This window comes from Pseudoduganella ginsengisoli (assembly GCF_009720865.1).
Taxonomy (GTDB): Bacteria; Pseudomonadota; Gammaproteobacteria; order Burkholderiales; family Burkholderiaceae_D; genus Rugamonas; species Rugamonas ginsengisoli.
In genome coordinates this window covers 18,256-33,539 of the sequence record NZ_WNLA01000011.1, presented here as the reverse complement: position 1 = coordinate 33,539, position 15,284 = coordinate 18,256, and the positions used below count along the sequence as shown (strand labels likewise).

General features: G+C 56.7%; 28 protein-coding genes. 1 reads left to right on the top strand and 27 read right to left on the bottom strand.

Going from position 1 to position 15,284, the window contains the following annotated elements; genetic code table 11:
* The first annotated feature begins 103 nt into the window (after positions 1–103).
* Positions 104–1,783, top strand: coding sequence for a M28 family peptidase (locus tag GM668_RS16485; protein WP_155440051.1), 1,680 nt, complete (start codon positions 104–106; stop codon positions 1,781–1,783).
* An 88-nt stretch (positions 1,784–1,871) separates the two neighbouring features.
* Here GM668_RS16485 and rplQ read toward each other — a convergent pair whose 3' ends face one another.
* The 27 genes from rplQ to rplD form a co-directional block, all read right to left on the bottom strand.
* Positions 1,872–2,267, bottom strand: a complete 396-nt coding sequence (gene rplQ, locus GM668_RS16480; protein WP_154379295.1) for a 50S ribosomal protein L17 — start codon at positions 2,265–2,267, stop codon at positions 1,872–1,874.
* Positions 2,268–2,394: 127 nt separating this feature from the next.
* Positions 2,395–3,372 (bottom strand): DNA-directed RNA polymerase subunit alpha, encoded by a 978-nt coding sequence (locus tag GM668_RS16475; RefSeq protein WP_155440050.1) that lies wholly within the window; start codon positions 3,370–3,372, stop codon positions 2,395–2,397.
* A 113-nt stretch (positions 3,373–3,485) separates the two neighbouring features.
* Positions 3,486–4,109 (bottom strand): 30S ribosomal protein S4, encoded by a 624-nt coding sequence (gene rpsD / locus GM668_RS16470; RefSeq protein ID WP_170305669.1) that lies wholly within the window; start codon positions 4,107–4,109, stop codon positions 3,486–3,488.
* A gap of 213 nt (positions 4,110–4,322) precedes the next feature.
* A complete protein-coding gene (gene rpsK, locus GM668_RS16465; RefSeq protein ID WP_154379299.1) occupies positions 4,323–4,727 on the bottom strand; it encodes a 30S ribosomal protein S11 in 405 nt (134 codons plus the stop codon).
* 14 nt (positions 4,728–4,741) lie between these two features.
* Positions 4,742–5,107 carry a 30S ribosomal protein S13 gene (gene rpsM / locus GM668_RS16460; RefSeq protein ID WP_154379301.1) on the bottom strand — a complete coding sequence of 122 codons (366 nt, stop codon included), beginning with the start codon at positions 5,105–5,107 and terminating at the stop codon, positions 4,742–4,744.
* A gap of 27 nt (positions 5,108–5,134) precedes the next feature.
* Positions 5,135–5,248 carry a 50S ribosomal protein L36 gene (gene rpmJ / locus GM668_RS16455; RefSeq protein ID WP_155440049.1) on the bottom strand — a complete coding sequence of 38 codons (114 nt, stop codon included), beginning with the start codon at positions 5,246–5,248 and terminating at the stop codon, positions 5,135–5,137.
* Between the two features lie 32 nt (positions 5,249–5,280).
* A complete protein-coding gene (gene infA / locus GM668_RS16450; RefSeq protein ID WP_005663428.1) occupies positions 5,281–5,499 on the bottom strand; it encodes a translation initiation factor IF-1 in 219 nt (72 codons plus the stop codon).
* An 18-nt stretch (positions 5,500–5,517) separates the two neighbouring features.
* Entirely contained in the window at positions 5,518–6,852 is a 1,335-nt protein-coding gene (secY, locus tag GM668_RS16445; protein ID WP_155440048.1) for a preprotein translocase subunit SecY, read from the bottom strand.
* 27 nt (positions 6,853–6,879) lie between these two features.
* Complete coding sequence (gene rplO, locus GM668_RS16440; protein ID WP_154379304.1) at positions 6,880–7,311, bottom strand: 50S ribosomal protein L15; 432 nt, start codon at positions 7,309–7,311, stop codon at positions 6,880–6,882.
* Between the two features lie 26 nt (positions 7,312–7,337).
* Positions 7,338–7,514, bottom strand: a complete 177-nt coding sequence (gene rpmD, locus GM668_RS16435) for a 50S ribosomal protein L30 (protein ID WP_155440047.1) — start codon at positions 7,512–7,514, stop codon at positions 7,338–7,340.
* 10 nt (positions 7,515–7,524) lie between these two features.
* Positions 7,525–8,043, bottom strand: coding sequence for a 30S ribosomal protein S5 (rpsE, locus tag GM668_RS16430; protein ID WP_155440046.1), 519 nt, complete (start codon positions 8,041–8,043; stop codon positions 7,525–7,527).
* A gap of 10 nt (positions 8,044–8,053) precedes the next feature.
* A complete protein-coding gene (gene rplR, locus GM668_RS16425) occupies positions 8,054–8,416 on the bottom strand; it encodes a 50S ribosomal protein L18 (protein WP_155440045.1) in 363 nt (120 codons plus the stop codon).
* A 13-nt stretch (positions 8,417–8,429) separates the two neighbouring features.
* Positions 8,430–8,963, bottom strand: a complete 534-nt coding sequence (rplF, locus tag GM668_RS16420) for a 50S ribosomal protein L6 (RefSeq protein WP_155440044.1) — start codon at positions 8,961–8,963, stop codon at positions 8,430–8,432.
* Positions 8,964–8,972: 9 nt separating this feature from the next.
* Positions 8,973–9,368 carry a 30S ribosomal protein S8 gene (rpsH, locus tag GM668_RS16415; protein WP_155440043.1) on the bottom strand — a complete coding sequence of 132 codons (396 nt, stop codon included), beginning with the start codon at positions 9,366–9,368 and terminating at the stop codon, positions 8,973–8,975.
* A 14-nt stretch (positions 9,369–9,382) separates the two neighbouring features.
* The gene (gene rpsN, locus GM668_RS16410) at positions 9,383–9,688 is read right to left on the bottom strand and encodes a 30S ribosomal protein S14 (protein WP_155440042.1); all 306 of its coding nucleotides are present in this window, start codon (positions 9,686–9,688) and stop codon (positions 9,383–9,385) included.
* Between the two features lie 7 nt (positions 9,689–9,695).
* Positions 9,696–10,235 carry a 50S ribosomal protein L5 gene (rplE, locus tag GM668_RS16405; RefSeq protein WP_155440041.1) on the bottom strand — a complete coding sequence of 180 codons (540 nt, stop codon included), beginning with the start codon at positions 10,233–10,235 and terminating at the stop codon, positions 9,696–9,698.
* A gap of 6 nt (positions 10,236–10,241) precedes the next feature.
* Positions 10,242–10,556: a 50S ribosomal protein L24 gene (gene rplX / locus GM668_RS16400; RefSeq protein ID WP_155440040.1), complete on the bottom strand. Its 315-nt coding sequence runs from the start codon at positions 10,554–10,556 to the stop codon at positions 10,242–10,244.
* Positions 10,557–10,566: 10 nt separating this feature from the next.
* Positions 10,567–10,935: a 50S ribosomal protein L14 gene (rplN, locus tag GM668_RS16395; protein WP_154379320.1), complete on the bottom strand. Its 369-nt coding sequence runs from the start codon at positions 10,933–10,935 to the stop codon at positions 10,567–10,569.
* Positions 10,936–11,200: 265 nt separating this feature from the next.
* Positions 11,201–11,473, bottom strand: a complete 273-nt coding sequence (gene rpsQ, locus GM668_RS16390) for a 30S ribosomal protein S17 (protein WP_093556910.1) — start codon at positions 11,471–11,473, stop codon at positions 11,201–11,203.
* Complete coding sequence (gene rpmC / locus GM668_RS16385) at positions 11,470–11,661, bottom strand: 50S ribosomal protein L29 (protein WP_154379322.1); 192 nt, start codon at positions 11,659–11,661, stop codon at positions 11,470–11,472. Before rpmC ends, rpsQ begins: the two co-directional genes overlap by 4 nt.
* Before the next feature lie 12 nt (positions 11,662–11,673).
* A complete protein-coding gene (gene rplP / locus GM668_RS16380; protein WP_155440039.1) occupies positions 11,674–12,093 on the bottom strand; it encodes a 50S ribosomal protein L16 in 420 nt (139 codons plus the stop codon).
* A 3-nt stretch (positions 12,094–12,096) separates the two neighbouring features.
* Positions 12,097–12,897, bottom strand: coding sequence for a 30S ribosomal protein S3 (gene rpsC, locus GM668_RS16375; protein WP_155440038.1), 801 nt, complete (start codon positions 12,895–12,897; stop codon positions 12,097–12,099).
* 9 nt (positions 12,898–12,906) lie between these two features.
* Entirely contained in the window at positions 12,907–13,239 is a 333-nt protein-coding gene (gene rplV, locus GM668_RS16370; RefSeq protein WP_371868130.1) for a 50S ribosomal protein L22, read from the bottom strand.
* The gene (gene rpsS / locus GM668_RS16365; protein WP_093556914.1) at positions 13,236–13,511 is read right to left on the bottom strand and encodes a 30S ribosomal protein S19; all 276 of its coding nucleotides are present in this window, start codon (positions 13,509–13,511) and stop codon (positions 13,236–13,238) included. Before rpsS ends, rplV begins: the two co-directional genes overlap by 4 nt.
* A gap of 9 nt (positions 13,512–13,520) precedes the next feature.
* Positions 13,521–14,348 carry a 50S ribosomal protein L2 gene (rplB, locus tag GM668_RS16360; protein ID WP_155440037.1) on the bottom strand — a complete coding sequence of 276 codons (828 nt, stop codon included), beginning with the start codon at positions 14,346–14,348 and terminating at the stop codon, positions 13,521–13,523.
* Positions 14,348–14,665, bottom strand: coding sequence for a 50S ribosomal protein L23 (gene rplW / locus GM668_RS16355; RefSeq protein ID WP_155440036.1), 318 nt, complete (start codon positions 14,663–14,665; stop codon positions 14,348–14,350). The genes rplB and rplW overlap by 1 nt, the downstream gene beginning before the upstream one ends.
* Positions 14,662–15,282 carry a 50S ribosomal protein L4 gene (rplD, locus tag GM668_RS16350; protein ID WP_155440035.1) on the bottom strand — a complete coding sequence of 207 codons (621 nt, stop codon included), beginning with the start codon at positions 15,280–15,282 and terminating at the stop codon, positions 14,662–14,664. Before rplD ends, rplW begins: the two co-directional genes overlap by 4 nt.
* Positions 15,283–15,284 lie beyond the last annotated feature (2 nt).

Sequence of the window (15,284 nt, the reverse complement as noted above, 5' to 3'; positions counted from 1 at the left end):
TTCAGGGTGACAGAGCAACAGGTTATGGTACACCGGTCTTCATCTGGCATGAAATATGCGACACTCATATGCTTGTTAATTTACCTAATAACGAGGTTGAAACATGGCAGCCAAATGCATCACGCTTCTCCCTATTCTGGCACTGGCCGCGAGCCAGGCCAGCGCCCAGGCGCCCGCTGCCGCGCTGAAGGCGATTTCCGAACAAGGTTTGCTGGCCAATATCAAGGTGCTGGCGTCCGATGACTTCGAAGGCCGCTCGCCGGGATCCGAGGGCGAACGCAAGACCGTCGCTTACCTGGAACAGCAATTCAGGCAGCTGGGGTTAAAGCCGGGCAATCCGGATGGCACGTATGTGCAGAAAGTGCCAATGCGGGGGCTGACGCCGTCGCCGGCGTTCAGCTACACGATTGCCGGCAAAACCGTACCGCTGCGCTTCCCGGATGATTACGTCGCCCACTCCACGGCCGCGCAGACGCAGGTGACGATCCCTTCGTCGGAGATCGTGTTTGTCGGCTATGGCGTGCAGGCGCCGGAATATGGGTGGGATGATTACAAGGGCGTCGATATACGGGGCAAGACCCTGCTGATGCTGATTAACGATCCGGCGATTCCGGATCCTGCCGATCCCACGCAGCTGGACAAGTCCATGTTCAAGGGCGCGGCCATGACGTATTACGGCCGCTGGACGTACAAGTATGAAATCGCAGCGAAACTCGGCGCGGCGGCGGCCATCATCATTCATGAAACCAAGCCGGCTGCGTATCCGTATGACGTGGTGAAAACCGGCGGCACGGGCGAGAACTTCAGCTTGCTGCAGAAAGATGGGAACGCGGGCCAGGATCCGGATGCGCCAACGGTACCGGGCTGGATCCACCTGGACCGCGCAAAAGACATGCTGGCGGCGGCCGGTTATGACTTCGACACGCTGAAGCAGGCTGCGCTGAAAAAGGATTTCAAGCCGGTCGCGTTGAATGGCACGGCATCGTTCCGGGTCGACAACGTGGCGCGCACCGTGCAATCGCATAATGTGGTGGCAAAGATTGAAGGGTCGGATCCCAAGCTGAAGAACGAGTACATCGTGTACACGGCGCACTGGGACCATTTCGGCATCGACGACAAGCTGCCGGGCCCGCGTACGCGCCAGATTTACCATGGTGCGCTGGATAACGCGTCCGGCACCAGCGCATTGCTGGAGTTGGCGAAGGCGTACAAAGCGTTGCCGAAGGCGCCGAAGCGGTCGATTTTGTTTGTGGCAACGACGGCGGAAGAACGGGGATTGCTGGGTGCGAAGTATTACGCGAAGAACCCGCTGTACCCGCTGGACAAGACGCTGGCCAACATCAATATCGATGGCATCAATGCGTGGGGCAAGACGGCGCAGATCGAGAACGTGACGTCGGGGCATTCGACGATTGATGGCTTGCTGGCCAAATATGCGGCGCTGCAGGGCCGCAAGGCGGAACCGGATTCGCGGCCTGAGCTGGGCAGCTTTTACCGCGCCGACCAGCTGGAATTTGCCCGCGTGGGCGTGCCGGCGTTATACACAAAGGCGCGCAGCAACTACATCGACAAGCCAGCCGACTATGCGCGCCAGGTTGTGGACAACTATGTTGCCCATGACTACCACAAGGTGTCGGACGACGTGCGTGCCGACTGGGACTTTAGCGGCGGCGTGCAGGATATCCAGCTGCTGTTCGAGGTAGGTTATGACATCGCGCAGGGCAAGACGTGGCCGCAGTGGAACACAAGCTCCGAATTCAAAGGCGCCCCCCGCGGCAAATAAATGTTGCAAATCCGCTTGGTGCCTGGCACCAAATGGATTTGCAATAAAAAAAGCCGGGCAAGCCCGGCTTTCATTGTGAAGACGAGGATTACTCTTCGCCGGTCACTTCAACAGCTTCGGTGATCTCTGGACGGTCCAGCAGTTCAACGAAAGCCATTGGCGCATTGTCGCCAACGCGGAAACCCATTTTCAGGATGCGCAGGTAGCCACCGTTACGGTTGGCGAAACGTGGGCCCAGTTCGGAGAACAGTTTTTGCACGATTTCGCGGTCACGCAGACGGGAGAATGCCAGACGCTTGTTAGCCAGGGTGTCGGTCTTGCCCAGGGTCAGGATCGGCTCAACTACGCGGCGCAGTTCTTTAGCTTTTGGCAGCGTGGTCTTGATCGCTTCGTGACGCAGCAGCGAAACAGTCATGTTGCGCAGCATTGCCAGACGGTGGGACGAGGTACGGTTCAGTTTACGGAGGCCGTGACGGTGACGCATGGTATTTCCTTTCGAGGTGTTTAAATCCGAGTTCTTCGATCGCCAACGCTTGCACGAGGGCGCGGACCGGTTAAAGGTAAAAACGCCCATGGCGAAATGCCACAGGCGGGTGCTACAAAACTAAGTATTACTTTTCCAGACCAGCAGGCGGCCAGTTTTCCAGCTTCATGCCCAGGGTCAGACCACGGGAAGCCAACACTTCCTTGATCTCGTTCAGCGACTTGCGGCCCAGGTTCGGGGTCTTCAGCAGTTCGTTTTCCGAACGCTGGATCAGGTCGCCGATGTAGTAAATGTTTTCTGCTTTCAGGCAGTTTGCCGAGCGGACGGTCAGTTCCAGGTCGTCCACTGGACGCAGCAGGATCGGATCGACCAGCGGAGCGCGGCTTGGCGCTTCGGCGGCGGCTTCCGTGCCTTCCAGGGCTGCGAACACGTTCAACTGGTCAACCAGCACGCGAGCCGACTGGCGGATCGCTTCTTCCGGCGTGATCACGCCGTTGGTTTCAATGTTGATGATCAGCTTGTCCAGGTCGGTACGCTGTTCCACACGGGCCGATTCCACCGAGTACGACACGCGGCGTACTGGCGCGAACGATGCGTCCAGGATGATGCGGCCGATGGTTTTGTTGGTGTCTTCCGACAGGCGGCGAACGTTGCCTGGCACATAGCCACGGCCTTTTTCAACCTTGATCTGCATGTCCAGCTTGCCACCAGCGGTCAGGTGGGCGATCACGTGGTCAGGGTTGATCAGTTCTACGTCGTGTGGCAGATCGATGTCCGATGCCAGCACGGCGCCTTCGCCTTCTTTCTTCAGGGTCAGGGTCACGGCGTCACGGTTGTGCACCTTGAAGACCACACCCTTCAGGTTCAGCAGCAGGTCAACCACGTCTTCTTGCACGCCGTCCAGCGACGAGTATTCGTGCACGACACCAGCGATGGTCACTTCGGTTGGGGCATAGCCAACCATCGACGACAGCAGAACGCGGCGCAGCGCGTTGCCCAGAGTGTGACCGTAGCCACGTTCAAACGGTTCCATCACGACTTTAGCGTGGCCGGCACCCAGGGTTTCTACATCGATGATACGTGGTTTCAACAGACTGTTTTGCATGTGTAAATGTCCTTTTCATTACCCTCGGCTCGTTACACCGATAAGGCTGATGGCATTAGTGAAAACGCCCACTCCTGGGAGTGGGCGGGTAAAACGACCAGCTAAGCTACGAATTAACGCGAGTACAATTCGACGATCAGCGATTCGTTGACGTCTTGAGCGATTTCGTTACGCTCTGGCAGCGAACGGAAGGTGCCTTCCATTTTCTTCGCATCAACCGACACCCACGATGGCATGCCCACTTGTTCAGCCAGCGACAGGGCTTCAACGATACGGGTCTGCTTCTTGGCTTTTTCGCGCACAGCGATCACGTCGCCGGTCTTCACAACGTACGAAGGAATGTTCACAACGTTGCCGTTGATGGTGAAGGCTTTGTGCGATACCAGCTGACGCGCTTCAGCGCGGGTCGAGCCGAAGCCCATGCGGTATGCGACGTTGTCCAGGCGGGTTTCCAGCAGTTGCAGCAGGGTTTCGCCGGTGTTGCCTTTGCGGCGGTCCGCTTCAGCGAAGTAGCGGCGGAACTGACGCTCCAGAACGCCGTAGATACGCTTAACTTTTTGCTTTTCGCGCAGCTGGTTGCCGTAGTCGGAGGTACGGGCGCCCGATTTCACACCGTGCTGGCCTGGCTTAACGTCCAGTTTGCACTTGGAATCCAGCGAGCGGCGTGCGCTCTTCAGGAACAGGTCGGTGCCTTCACGGCGGGACAGCTTTGCTTTTGGTCCGATATAACGTGCCACAGTAATTTCCTTTGAATGTTAAATGACGCCCCAGCCACATCGGAATGTGGTTAGGCGCTAGTCCAGTCTTCTTGCAACTGAACGGTGGCTGATGCCTGCGGATCTGATTCCGACAGACGAAAACAGCCGGACAGTATAGTCGTTTCCGACCAACTAGTCCAGCAGTAATCTTGATGCATTACCGGCAAGGGCAACCTCGCCGGCGAAGCGCCATTAGATACGACGACGCTTTGGAGGACGGCAGCCGTTGTGCGGCACTGGCGTCACGTCCTGGATCTCGGTGATCTTGATGCCCAGCGAGTTCAGTGCGCGAACAGCGGATTCGCGGCCAGGGCCTGGGCCCTTGATGCGAACTTCCAGGTTCTTCACGCCGCATTCCTGTGCAACTTTACCAGCGGCTTCAGCAGCAACCTGCGCTGCGAACGGGGTCGATTTACGCGAACCCTTGAAGCCAGCACCACCGGAGGTCGCCCACGACAGAGCATTGCCCTGGCGGTCGGTGATGGTGATGATGGTGTTGTTGAAGGAAGCGTGAACGTGAGCGATACCTTCAGCGACGTTCTTTTTGACTTTCTTGCGCACGCGAGCTGCTGCTGCGGAGCTTTGTTGCTTAGCCATAGTAGTTTCCTAGATTATTTCTTCAGCGATTGAGCGGCTTTGCGCGGGCCCTTACGGGTACGTGCATTGGTGCGGGTGCGCTGACCGCGGACCGGCAGGCCCTTACGGTGACGCAGACCGCGGTAGCAGCCCAGGTCCATCAGACGCTTGATGTTCATCGACAGTTCGCGGCGCAGGTCGCCTTCTACTACGAACTTGGCCACTTCATCACGCAGCTTTTCCAGCTCGCTGTCGTCCAGGTCTTTGACCTTCTTGTTGGTGGCGATGCCGGTCTGCTGGCAGATGTACTGCGAGCGTGGACGGCCGATACCGTAGATGGCGGTCAGGCCGATAACGGTGTGTTGGTGATTTGGGATGTTAACCCCTGCAATACGTGCCATTCGTTATTCCTCGATAAATAACGGTTATTAACCTTGACGCTGCTTATGGCGCGGTTCTACGCAGATTACGCGGACCACACCTTTGCGCTTGATGACTTTGCAGTTGCGGCAAATGCGCTTAACTGAAGCGTTAACTTTCATTTTTGCACTCTTTTCTAGTACGTTTGTTTGATTTACTTGGTCCGGAACACAATGCGGGCGCGGCTCAAGTCATACGGTGTCAACTCAACCGTTACCTTGTCGCCGGGAAGGATGCGGATATAGTTCATGCGCATTTTACCCGAAATGTGTCCCAATACCACGTGGCCGTTTTCCAGCTTTACTCGAAATGTTGCATTGGGCAGATTCTCCAGAATCTCGCCTTGCATTTGGATGACGTCGTCTTTTGCCATTCGTTCTCTCTGCCGCGCTTATCGCGTCGGAATTCCGCCCTTGAAGTTAGCCTTGCGCAGCAGCGATTCATATTGCTGCGACATTACGTAGTTTTGGACCTGGGCCATAAAGTCCATGGTAACCACTACGACAATCAGCAGAGAGGTGCCACCGAAGTAAAACGGCACTTTCCACTGGGCATTCATGAATTCCGGCAACAAGCACACGAGGGTGATGTAGACAGCGCCCGCCAGCGTCAATCGCATGAGGATCTTGTCGATGTAACGGGCAGTCTGCTCACCGGGACGAATCCCTGGCACAAAGGCCCCGCTCTTCTTCAAGTTGTCCGCAGTTTCTTTGCTGTTAAACACCAGAGCGGTGTAGAAGAAGCAGAAGAACACGATTGCGACGGCATACAGCAATGCATGAATAGGCTCGCCTGGTGCCATCGATGCCGACAGGTCCTTGAGGAACCGCACGACAGGATTGGCAGCATCTGCGCCCTTCGAGAACCAGTCCACGATGGTAGCCGGGAACAGGATAATCGACGATGCGAAGATAGGCGGAATGACGCCAGCCATATTCAGTTTCAACGGCAAGTGGCTGGTTTGGCCACCGTAGATCTTGTTGCCGACCTGACGTTTAGCGTAGTTGACCAGAATCTTGCGCTGACCACGTTCCACGAACACCACGACGTAGGTGACACCAGCCACCAGCAACATGATGATCAGGGCCGAGAATGCGCCGATCGTGTCGTTCGCCACCTGGGTCAGCAAGCCGCCCAGTGCGCCCGGCAGACCTGCCGCAATACCAGCAAAGATGATGATCGAGATGCCATTACCCAAGCCACGCTCGGTAATTTGCTCACCCAACCACATCAGGAACATAGTGCCGGTCAACAGCGTCACGACCGTCACGAAGCGGAAACCGAGGCCTGGATCCAGCACCAGTCCGGCTTGCGATTCCAGCGCCACTGCAATGCCCAGCGCCTGGAACAGAGCCAGACCCACGGTTGCATAACGCGTGTACTGGGTAATCTTGCGCCGGCCGGCTTCACCTTCCTTTTTCAACGCTTCCATCTGTGGCGACACGATCGACAGCAATTGCATGATGATCGAGGCCGAGATGTACGGCGTAATACCCAGCGCAAACACTGTGAAGCGCGAAAGGGCGCCACCGCTGAACATGTTGAACATGCCCAGGATGCCGCCTTCTTGCGACTTGAACAGCGAGGCCAGTTGTGCCGGGTCTACACCCGGCACAGGAACGTGAGCGCCGATACGATACACCACCAATGCGCCAAGCAGGAACCACAGACGGCCCCATGGGAAGCCTGCAGCTGCACTTTTGGCAAGTTGTGGGTTAGTCGCCATTGTCGCTCCGATCTAGCCAGCAGCCAATTAGGCTACCGAACCGCCAGCCGCTTCGATGGCAGCTTTCGCGCCAGCGGTGACTTTCAGGCCCTTGACCGTGACAGCCTTGGTGATTTCGCCGGAGGCGATCACACGCACGTCGCGCGCCAGGACGTTCAGAACGCCGGCTTGCTTCAGTACCAGGATGTCGACTTCGCCAACTGCCAGGGTGTTCAGGTCGGACAGACGCACTTCAGCTTTGAAGGTGGCGTTCAGCGACTTGAAACCGCGCTTAGGCAGACGACGTTGCAGAGGCATCTGACCGCCTTCGAAACCGACTTTGTGGAAGCCGCCCGAACGCGATTTCTGACCTTTGTGACCACGGCCAGCGGTTTTACCCAGGCCGGAGCCGATACCGCGGCCAACGCGACGCTTAGCGTGCTTCGCGCCGTCTGCTGGTTGAATGGTATTCAATTCCATTGTGTTCTCCAGATCGCAGCCGAGGCTTACGATACGACTTTAACGAGGTAAGCGACCTTGGTGATCATGCCGCGCACAGCAGGCGTATCCTGCAGTTCGCTAACCGAGTTCACACGACGCAGGCCCAGGCCACGCACGGTGGCGCGGTGGTCTTGGCGGGTGCCGATCAGGCCCTTCACCAGTTTGACTTTGATAGTGCTCATGAAGTTCCCCTTAACCCAGGATCTCTTCAACCGACTTGCCGCGCTTGGCAGCGATGTCAGCTGGAGTGCTCATTTTCGACAGGCCGTCCAGGGTGGCGCGCACCAGGTTGTATGGGTTGTTCGAACCGGTGGATTTTGCCACCACGTCCGTTACACCCATCACTTCGAAGATAGCGCGCATTGCGCCACCTGCGATGACGCCGGTACCTGGCTTGGCTGGGCTCATCATCACTTTCGACGCGCCGTGGCGGCCGGTGACGGTGTGCTGCAGCGTGCCGTTCTTCAAAGGCACTTTGATCAGGTTGCGACGGGCTTCTTCCATCGCTTTTTGCACGCCGACTGGAACTTCTTTCGACTTGCCCTTACCCATGCCGATGCGGCCATCGCCGTCGCCGACCACGGTCAGTGCTGCGAAGCCCATGATGCGACCACCCTTGACCACTTTGGTCACGCGGTTGATCGCGATCATTTTTTCGCGCATGCCATCATCCGGCTTGTCGCTTGCCATCTTTGCTTGCATTTTTGCCATGATCGTACCCTTAGAACTTCAGACCAGCTTCACGCGCGGCTTCTGCCAGCGCCTTGATGCGGCCGTGGTAACGGAAACCGGAGCGGTCGAACGCTACTTCGGTGATTCCTGCTTTCAGTGCTTTTTCTGCTACGCGCTTGCCAACCAGAGCGGCGGCAGCGGCGTTGCCGCCCTTGCCCGATTTGCCGGCCAGTTCAGCACGTACTTCCGCTTCCACGGTCGATGCCGAAACCAGTACCTTGGCTTCCGGGGAGATCAGGTTCGCGTAAATGTGCAGGTTAGTGCGGTGTACCGACAGGCGGTTCACGCCCAGTTGCGCGATCTTGATACGGGTTTGACGTCCGCGGCGCAGACGAGATTCTTTTTTATCCATCGTCAGCCCCTAATTACTTCTTCTTGGTTTCTTTAAGCTTAACCACTTCGTCCACATAACGGACACCCTTGCCTTTGTATGGCTCAGGGGAGCGGTAAGCACGAACTTCGGCAGCCACCTGGCCAACCTTTTGACGATCGATACCGGAGATCACGATTTCGGTCGGGGTTGGGGTTGCGCACTTCACGCCTGCTGGCATGTCGTGTACAACTGGGTGGGAGAAGCCCAGGGACAGATTCAGCTTGTCGCCTTGAGCCTGGGCTTTGTAGCCCACGCCAACCAGGGACAGCTTCTTCTCGAAGCCCTTGGTCACGCCGGTAACCATGTTGTTGACCAGCGCGCGCAGCGTGCCGGACATGGCGTTCGATTCACGGGAATCGTTCACTACGTCGAAGGTCAGGGTGCCAGCGTTGTTTTCTACTTTTACCAGGCCGTTCAGGGACTGGGTCAGTACGCCCAGCGGGCCTTTTACGGTGATCGCTTGCGCGGAGATGGCGACTTCAGCGCCAGCTGGCACAGCGATAGGCATTTTAGCTACACGAGACATTATTGCTCCTTACGCGACGTAGCAGATGACTTCGCCGCCCACGCCATTGGCGCGTGCTTTGCGGTCGGTCATGACGCCTTGCGGGGTCGACACAATGGCAACGCCCAGACCGTTCATCACGGTTGGGATTTCGTCCTTGCCTTTGTACACGCGCAGACCTGGACGCGATACGCGCTCCAGACGCTCGATGACAGGACGGCCTACATAATATTTCAAACCGATCTTCAGTTCCGACTTGCCACCGTCAACGGCGACAGCGAAATCTTCAATGTAACCCTCGTCCTTCAGGACGTTGGCAATCGCTACTTTGACTTTCGACGATGGCATGGCCACGGTCGTTTTTTGCACGCCTTGGGCGTTGCGAATGCGGGTCAGCATATCGGCGATAGGATCGCTCATACTCATTGCTTATTCTCCTATTACCAGCTGGCTTTGGTCATACCCGGGATCTCGCCACGCATGGCGAATTCACGGAGCTTGATACGGCCCAGGCCGAATTTACGGAAGGTACCACGTGGACGGCCGGTGACGACGCAACGGTTACGCTGACGGGTTGGGTTCGAGTTACGTGGCAGGGCCTGCAGTTTCAGGCGCGCTTCGTAACGCTCTTCTTCCGACTTCGACTGGTCATCAATGATGGCCTTCAGATTGGCGCGCTTGGCAGCGAATTTGTTTGCCAGGTCAACGCGTTTCTGTTCACGGTTAATCAGTGCGAGTTTTGCCATGATCTACTTAGTTCCTGAACGGGAATTTAAAGGCGGCGAGCAGCGCTTTGGCTTCTTCGTCGGTCTTCGCGGTGGTGGTGATCGAAATGTTCATACCACGCAGCGCATCGATCTTGTCGTACTCGATCTCAGGGAAGATGATCTGCTCTTTCACACCGATGTTGTAGTTGCCGCGGCCATCAAACGATTTGCCGGAAACACCACGGAAGTCACGCACGCGTGGCAGGGCCACGGTGATGAAACGGTCCAGGAATTCGTACATACGGGCGCCACGCAGGGTCACCATGGTACCAATTGGGTAACCTTCGCGGATTTTGAAACCTGCGATAGCTTTACGCGCTTTGGTGGTCACTGGCTTCTGGCCGGCGATCTTGGTCAGATCGCCAACAGCGTGTTCCAGGACTTTCTTGTCAGCGATGGCTTCGCCCACACCCATGTTCAGGGTGATTTTGGTCAGGCGAGGCACTTCCATTACCGACTTGTAACCGAATTTTTCGGTCAGTTCGGCAACGATTTTGTCTTTATAAACTGCATGCAGACGGGCCATTTCTTATTACCCTTTCACTACTTCGCCGTTCGACTTGAAAACGCGGACTTTTTTGCCGTCCACATCTTTGAAGCCTACGCGATCTGCCTTACCGGTCGCAGCGTTGAACAGAGCAACGTTGGACACGTGAATAGGCATGGTCTTGTCAACGATGCCGCCAGTTACACCAGTCATCGGGTTCGGCTTAACGGCCTTCTTGGCCACGTTGACGCCTTCAACCACGACGTGCTCTGCGTCTACGCGACGCAGCACGGTGCCGCGCTTGCCCTTGTCTTTGCCGGTCAAAACGATGACTTCGTCGTTTTTACGAATCTTATCCATTGCTGACTCCTTACAGAACTTCCGGTGCCAGGGACACGATCTTCATGAACTTCTCAGTACGCAGTTCGCGCGTTACTGGTCCGAAGATACGGGTACCGATCGGCTCCAGCTTGTTGTTCAGCAGGACAGCGGCGTTGCCGTCGAACTTCACCAGGGAACCATCTTGGCGGCGCACACCTTTGGCGGTACGCACAACCACGGCGTTGTAAATTTCACCTTTTTTGACACGACCACGTGGTTGAGCCACTTTCACAGTGACTTTGATCACGTCGCCAATGCCAGCATAACGGCGCTTGGAACCGCCCAACACCTTGATGCACAAAACTTCTTTCGCACCGGTGTTGTCGGCTACTTCGAGCCGGCTTTCAGTTTGAATCATAGTATTCTCTTTCCCAACTTAAGCCGAAGAATCCACACAATATGGACCTCTCGGTCAGTCTTGGTCCCGCCATCGGCAATGCGTTACCGCCCGCCTCTGTTTGGGTGCTTGATCTTCATACAAGTACTGACCGCGATCCATGTCTGCGGAGAGACACTTTGCGGCGATACATGAACGAAGCCCGCAAGTATTACATAAAACCTGCGGGCCTGCAAGAACTAATTGAAACTGCCTCCCAAGGCTTGCGCCCGGGAGGCAATCTCAATTAAACGATTTGTGCAGCTTGCACTACACGAGTCACCGTCCACGCCTTCGTTTTGGAGATCGGACGGCCTTCCTGGATCTCGACCGTATCACCGGCTTTGACTTGGTTGGATTCGTCGTGTGCGTGGTATTTAGCCGAACGCACAATGATCTTGCCGTACAGAGGGTGCTTCACGTGACGTTCGATCAGAACGGTAACGGTCTTGTCCATCTTGTCGGACACCACTTTACCGATCAGCGTGCGCTTCAGCGACTGTTTCACTGGCTGGTTCATTTGGCTTCCTTCTGATTCATGACCGTTTTTACACGCGCGATATCGCGGCGTACCTTCTTGAGCTGCGAAGTGTTGCTCAGTTGTTGCGTAGCGACTTGCATACGCAGGCCAAACTGGGCCTTCAGCAGATCGGCCAGCTCTTTTTGCAGAGCTGCCTGGTCTTTGCCGCGGAGTTCAGATGCTTTCATATTTCACTCCTATTATTGGCCAACCTGGCGTACCACGAAGGTGGTTGCCAGAGGCAGTTTGGCAGCAGCCAGGCGGAACGCTTCGCGTGCCAGTTCTTCTGCGACGCCGTCCATTTCGTACAGGACTTTGCCTGGACGGATTTCAGCGACGTAGTACTCTGGATTACCTTTACCGTTACCCATACGGACTTCGGCTGGCTTGTTCGAGATCGGTTTGTCCGGGAACACGCGGATCCAGATACGGCCGCCACGTTTGATGTGACGGGTCATGGCACGACGTGCCGATTCGATCTGGCGGGCCGTGATACGGCCACGTGCCACGGCTTTCAGGCCGAACTCACCAAACGACACATTGGTGCCGGTGGTGTGCGAAATGCCGGTGTTACGGCCTTTCTGCTCTTTACGGTACTTCCTGCGGCTAGGTTGCAGCATGGTTTATTCTCCTGCTTTCTCAGCAGCGGCCGGCTTGGCAGCGCGGCGGGCAGCTGGCGCGCCTGGCTTGGCGCCTGGGCCTGGACGTGGACCACGGCCTGGTTTGCCGTCGTCACGGCGTGGGCCGCGTGGTTTTTTCTCGTCAGCCGGGGTATCGATCACCGGTGCTTCGCCAGCGGCGTTGCGGTCACCTTTGTATACCCACACCTTGACACCGATGATGCCGTAGGTGGTTTCAGCTTCGCTGGTGCCGTAATCGATATCGGCGCGCAGGGTGTGCAGAGGCACACGGCCTTCACGGTACCATTCGGTACGTGCGATTTCGATGCCGTTCAGACGGCCCGACGACATGATCTTGATGCCTTGGGCGCCCAGGCGCATCGCGTTCTGCATTGCGCGCTTCATGGCGCGGCGGAACATAATACGCTTTTCCAGCTGTTGCGAGATCGAGTCGGCGATCAGTTGCGCATCGATTTCCGGCTTGCGGATTTCTTCGATGTTCACGTGCACAGGCACGCCCATGATCTTCGACAGCGACGACTTCAGCACTTCGATGTCTTCGCCTTTTTTACCGATCACAACGCCCGGACGGGACGAGTACACGGTGAAGCGCGCGTTCTTGGCTGGGCGCTCGATCACGATGCGGCCAACGGAGGCGTTCTTCAGTTTTTTCTTCAGGAAAGCACGTGCTTTCAGGTCTTCGTTCAGCATGGCAGCGAAATTGCCGTTGCCAGCGTACCAGCGCGAGGCCCAGTTACGGGTGACTGCCAGACGGAAACCGGTTGGATGAATTTTCTGACCCATCTTGGCTCCTTAGTTACCGACGGTCACGTACACGTGACAGGATTGTTTCGAGATGCGGTCACCGCGGCCTTTTGCACGGGCGGTGAAACGCTTCAGGATTGGGCCCTTTTCGACGTAGATCGTTTTCACGAACAGCTCGTCGATATCCGCGCCATCATTGTGCTCAGCGTTGGCGATTGCCGACTCCAGCACTTTCTTGATGATCGCAGCGCCTTTTTTCGGGCTGAACTGCAGGATGTTCAGCGCAGCGTCAACCTTTTTGCCGCGGATCATGTCAGCCACCAGGCGGCCTTTTTGATCCGACAGGCGCACGCCTTTGAGGATTGCTTTGGTTTCCATTATTTCTTAGCCTTTTTGTCAGCAGCGTGGCCCTTGAAGGTACGGGTCAGCGCGAATTCGCCGAGCTTGTGACCAACCATGTTCTCGGAAACGTACACAGGCACGTGCACCTTGCCGTTGTGCACGGCAATGGTCAGACCGATGAAGTCAGGCATGATCGTCGAGCGACGGGACCAGGTTTTAATTGGCTTTTTGTCTTTGGTCGCTTGAGCGGCTTCGACTTTTTTCACCAGATGGGCGTCGCAGAACGGCCCTTTTTTCAATGAACGAGTCATGGTTTATCCTTATTTCTTGCCGCGGCGCGAAACGATCATCGAAGACGTACGCTTGTTCGAGCGAGTCTTCTTGCCCTTGGTGTGCTGGCCCCATGGCGATACTGGGTGACGACCAGCTGCGGTACGACCTTCACCACCACCGTGCGGGTGGTCGATCGGGTTCATCACCACACCGCGAACGGTCGGGCGAACACCGCGCCAGCGCATTGCACCGGCCTTACCAATCTTACGCAGGCTGTGTTCGGCATTGCCGACTTCACCCACGGTTGCGCGGCACTCGATGTGCACGCGGCGCACTTCGCCGGAGCGCAGACGCACCTGAGCGTAAGTACCTTCGCGAGCCATCAGGACCACAACGGCGCCAGCGGTACGAGCCATCTGTGCACCCTTGCCTGGCAACATTTCCACGCAGTGGATGTTGGTGCCGACTGGGATGTTACGGATAGGCAGGCAGTTACCTGGTTTGATCGGCGCTTCCGAACCGTTCAGCAGCGTGTCGCCAACAGCAACGCCTTTCGGGGCGATGATGTATGCGCGCTCGCCGTCCGCGTAGCACAGCAGAGCGATGTGCGCGGTACGGTTTGGATCGTATTCGATACGTTCCACTTTCGCAGGAATACCGTCTTTGGTGCGCTTGAAGTCAACCACGCGGTAGTGATGCTTGTGGCCACCGCCGATGTGGCGGGTGGTGATGTGACCGTTGTTGTTACGGCCAGCAGTTTTCGATTTCTTTTCAACCAGAGCGGCGAACGGACGGCCTTTGAACAGGTCGCTGTTTACCACTTTCACCATGCCGCGACGGCCTGGGGAGGTTGGCTTCATCTTAACGAGTGCCATTATTTAGCCTCCTCGGTGAAATTGATTTCCTGGCCTGGTTTCAGGCACACGAAAGCGCGCTTGGTGTGGTTGCGGCGACCGACGAAACGGCCGGAACGCTTCACTTTACCTTCGCGGTTCACGGTTTGTACCGAGGCCACTTCTACCTTGAACAGCAGTTCAACGGCAGCTTTGATTTCTGGCTTGGTTGCGTCTGGCAGAACCTTGAAAACGATTTGCTCGTTTTTCTCGGCGACCATGGTAGCTTTCTCGGAAATTACCGGAGCTACCAGCACCTTCATCAGGCGCTCTTCGCTGTGTTTGATGACTGCGCTCATGCCAGCATCTCCTCAATCTTGGCCAGTGCCGCTTTGGTGACCAGGGTCTTTTTGTAGAAGACCAGCGACATTGGATCCGCTTGACGTGGCTCAACAACCAGCACGTTCGGCAGGTTACGGGAAGCCAGCAGCAGGTTTTCTTCGATGTTCTCGGCAATGATCAGCACCGAGTCCAGGCCCATGCCGTTCAGCTTTTGCGACAGCAGCTTGGTCTTTGGCGCTTCGATCGCCAGATCTTCGATCACAACCAGGCGCTCTTCGCGGGCCAGTTGGGACAGGATCGAGCACAGACCTGCGCGGTACATCTTCTTGTTCACTTTATGGGTGAAGTTCTCGTCAGGCGAGTTCGGGAAGATGCGACCACCGCCGCGCCACAGTGGCGACGAGGACATACCAGCACGTGCGCGGCCGGTGCCTTTTTGGCGCCATGGCTTCTTGGTCGTGTGGTGAACTTCTTCACGGTCTTTCTGCTTACGGTTGCCGCTGCGAGCATTGGCTTGGTAGGCGACCACGATCTGGTGGATCAGGGCTTCGTTGTAGTCACGGCCGAAGACGGTGTCAGCGGCGGCAACGTTGGAGGCTGCTTGACCTTGAGCATTCAGGAGCTTGAGTTCCATCG

What these genes read in the sequence shown, in the direction of transcription:
- GM668_RS16485 (WP_155440051.1), top strand. Translation starts at nt 104, where the DNA reads ATGGCAGCCAAATGCATCACGCTTCTCCCTATTCTGGCACTGGCCGCG.
- rplQ (WP_154379295.1), bottom strand. Translation starts at nt 2,267, where the DNA reads ATGCGTCACCGTCACGGCCTCCGTAAACTGAACCGTACCTCGTCCCAC.
- GM668_RS16475 (WP_155440050.1), bottom strand. Translation starts at nt 3,372, where the DNA reads ATGCAAAACAGTCTGTTGAAACCACGTATCATCGATGTAGAAACCCTG.
- rpsK (WP_154379299.1), bottom strand. Translation starts at nt 4,727, where the DNA reads ATGGCTAAGCAACAAAGCTCCGCAGCAGCAGCTCGCGTGCGCAAGAAA.
- rpsM (WP_154379301.1), bottom strand. Translation starts at nt 5,107, where the DNA reads ATGGCACGTATTGCAGGGGTTAACATCCCAAATCACCAACACACCGTT.
- rpmJ (WP_155440049.1), bottom strand. Translation starts at nt 5,248, where the DNA reads ATGAAAGTTAACGCTTCAGTTAAGCGCATTTGCCGCAACTGCAAAGTC.
- infA (WP_005663428.1), bottom strand. Translation starts at nt 5,499, where the DNA reads ATGGCAAAAGACGACGTCATCCAAATGCAAGGCGAGATTCTGGAGAAT.
- secY (WP_155440048.1), bottom strand. Translation starts at nt 6,852, where the DNA reads ATGGCGACTAACCCACAACTTGCCAAAAGTGCAGCTGCAGGCTTCCCA.
- rplO (WP_154379304.1), bottom strand. Translation starts at nt 7,311, where the DNA reads ATGGAATTGAATACCATTCAACCAGCAGACGGCGCGAAGCACGCTAAG.
- rpmD (WP_155440047.1), bottom strand. Translation starts at nt 7,514, where the DNA reads ATGAGCACTATCAAAGTCAAACTGGTGAAGGGCCTGATCGGCACCCGC.
- rpsE (WP_155440046.1), bottom strand. Translation starts at nt 8,043, where the DNA reads ATGGCAAAAATGCAAGCAAAGATGGCAAGCGACAAGCCGGATGATGGC.
- rplR (WP_155440045.1), bottom strand. Translation starts at nt 8,416, where the DNA reads ATGGATAAAAAAGAATCTCGTCTGCGCCGCGGACGTCAAACCCGTATC.
- rplF (WP_155440044.1), bottom strand. Translation starts at nt 8,963, where the DNA reads ATGTCTCGTGTAGCTAAAATGCCTATCGCTGTGCCAGCTGGCGCTGAA.
- rpsH (WP_155440043.1), bottom strand. Translation starts at nt 9,368, where the DNA reads ATGAGTATGAGCGATCCTATCGCCGATATGCTGACCCGCATTCGCAAC.
- rpsN (WP_155440042.1), bottom strand. Translation starts at nt 9,688, where the DNA reads ATGGCAAAACTCGCACTGATTAACCGTGAACAGAAACGCGTTGACCTG.
- rplE (WP_155440041.1), bottom strand. Translation starts at nt 10,235, where the DNA reads ATGGCCCGTCTGCATGCAGTTTATAAAGACAAAATCGTTGCCGAACTG.
- rplX (WP_155440040.1), bottom strand. Translation starts at nt 10,556, where the DNA reads ATGGATAAGATTCGTAAAAACGACGAAGTCATCGTTTTGACCGGCAAA.
- rplN (WP_154379320.1), bottom strand. Translation starts at nt 10,935, where the DNA reads ATGATTCAAACTGAAAGCCGGCTCGAAGTAGCCGACAACACCGGTGCG.
- rpsQ (WP_093556910.1), bottom strand. Translation starts at nt 11,473, where the DNA reads ATGAACCAGCCAGTGAAACAGTCGCTGAAGCGCACGCTGATCGGTAAA.
- rpmC (WP_154379322.1), bottom strand. Translation starts at nt 11,661, where the DNA reads ATGAAAGCATCTGAACTCCGCGGCAAAGACCAGGCAGCTCTGCAAAAA.
- rplP (WP_155440039.1), bottom strand. Translation starts at nt 12,093, where the DNA reads ATGCTGCAACCTAGCCGCAGGAAGTACCGTAAAGAGCAGAAAGGCCGT.
- rpsC (WP_155440038.1), bottom strand. Translation starts at nt 12,897, where the DNA reads ATGGGTCAGAAAATTCATCCAACCGGTTTCCGTCTGGCAGTCACCCGT.
- rpsS (WP_093556914.1), bottom strand. Translation starts at nt 13,511, where the DNA reads ATGACTCGTTCATTGAAAAAAGGGCCGTTCTGCGACGCCCATCTGGTG.
- rplB (WP_155440037.1), bottom strand. Translation starts at nt 14,348, where the DNA reads ATGGCACTCGTTAAGATGAAGCCAACCTCCCCAGGCCGTCGCGGCATG.
- rplW (WP_155440036.1), bottom strand. Translation starts at nt 14,665, where the DNA reads ATGAGCGCAGTCATCAAACACAGCGAAGAGCGCCTGATGAAGGTGCTG.
- rplD (WP_155440035.1), bottom strand. Translation starts at nt 15,282, where the DNA reads ATGGAACTCAAGCTCCTGAATGCTCAAGGTCAAGCAGCCTCCAACGTT.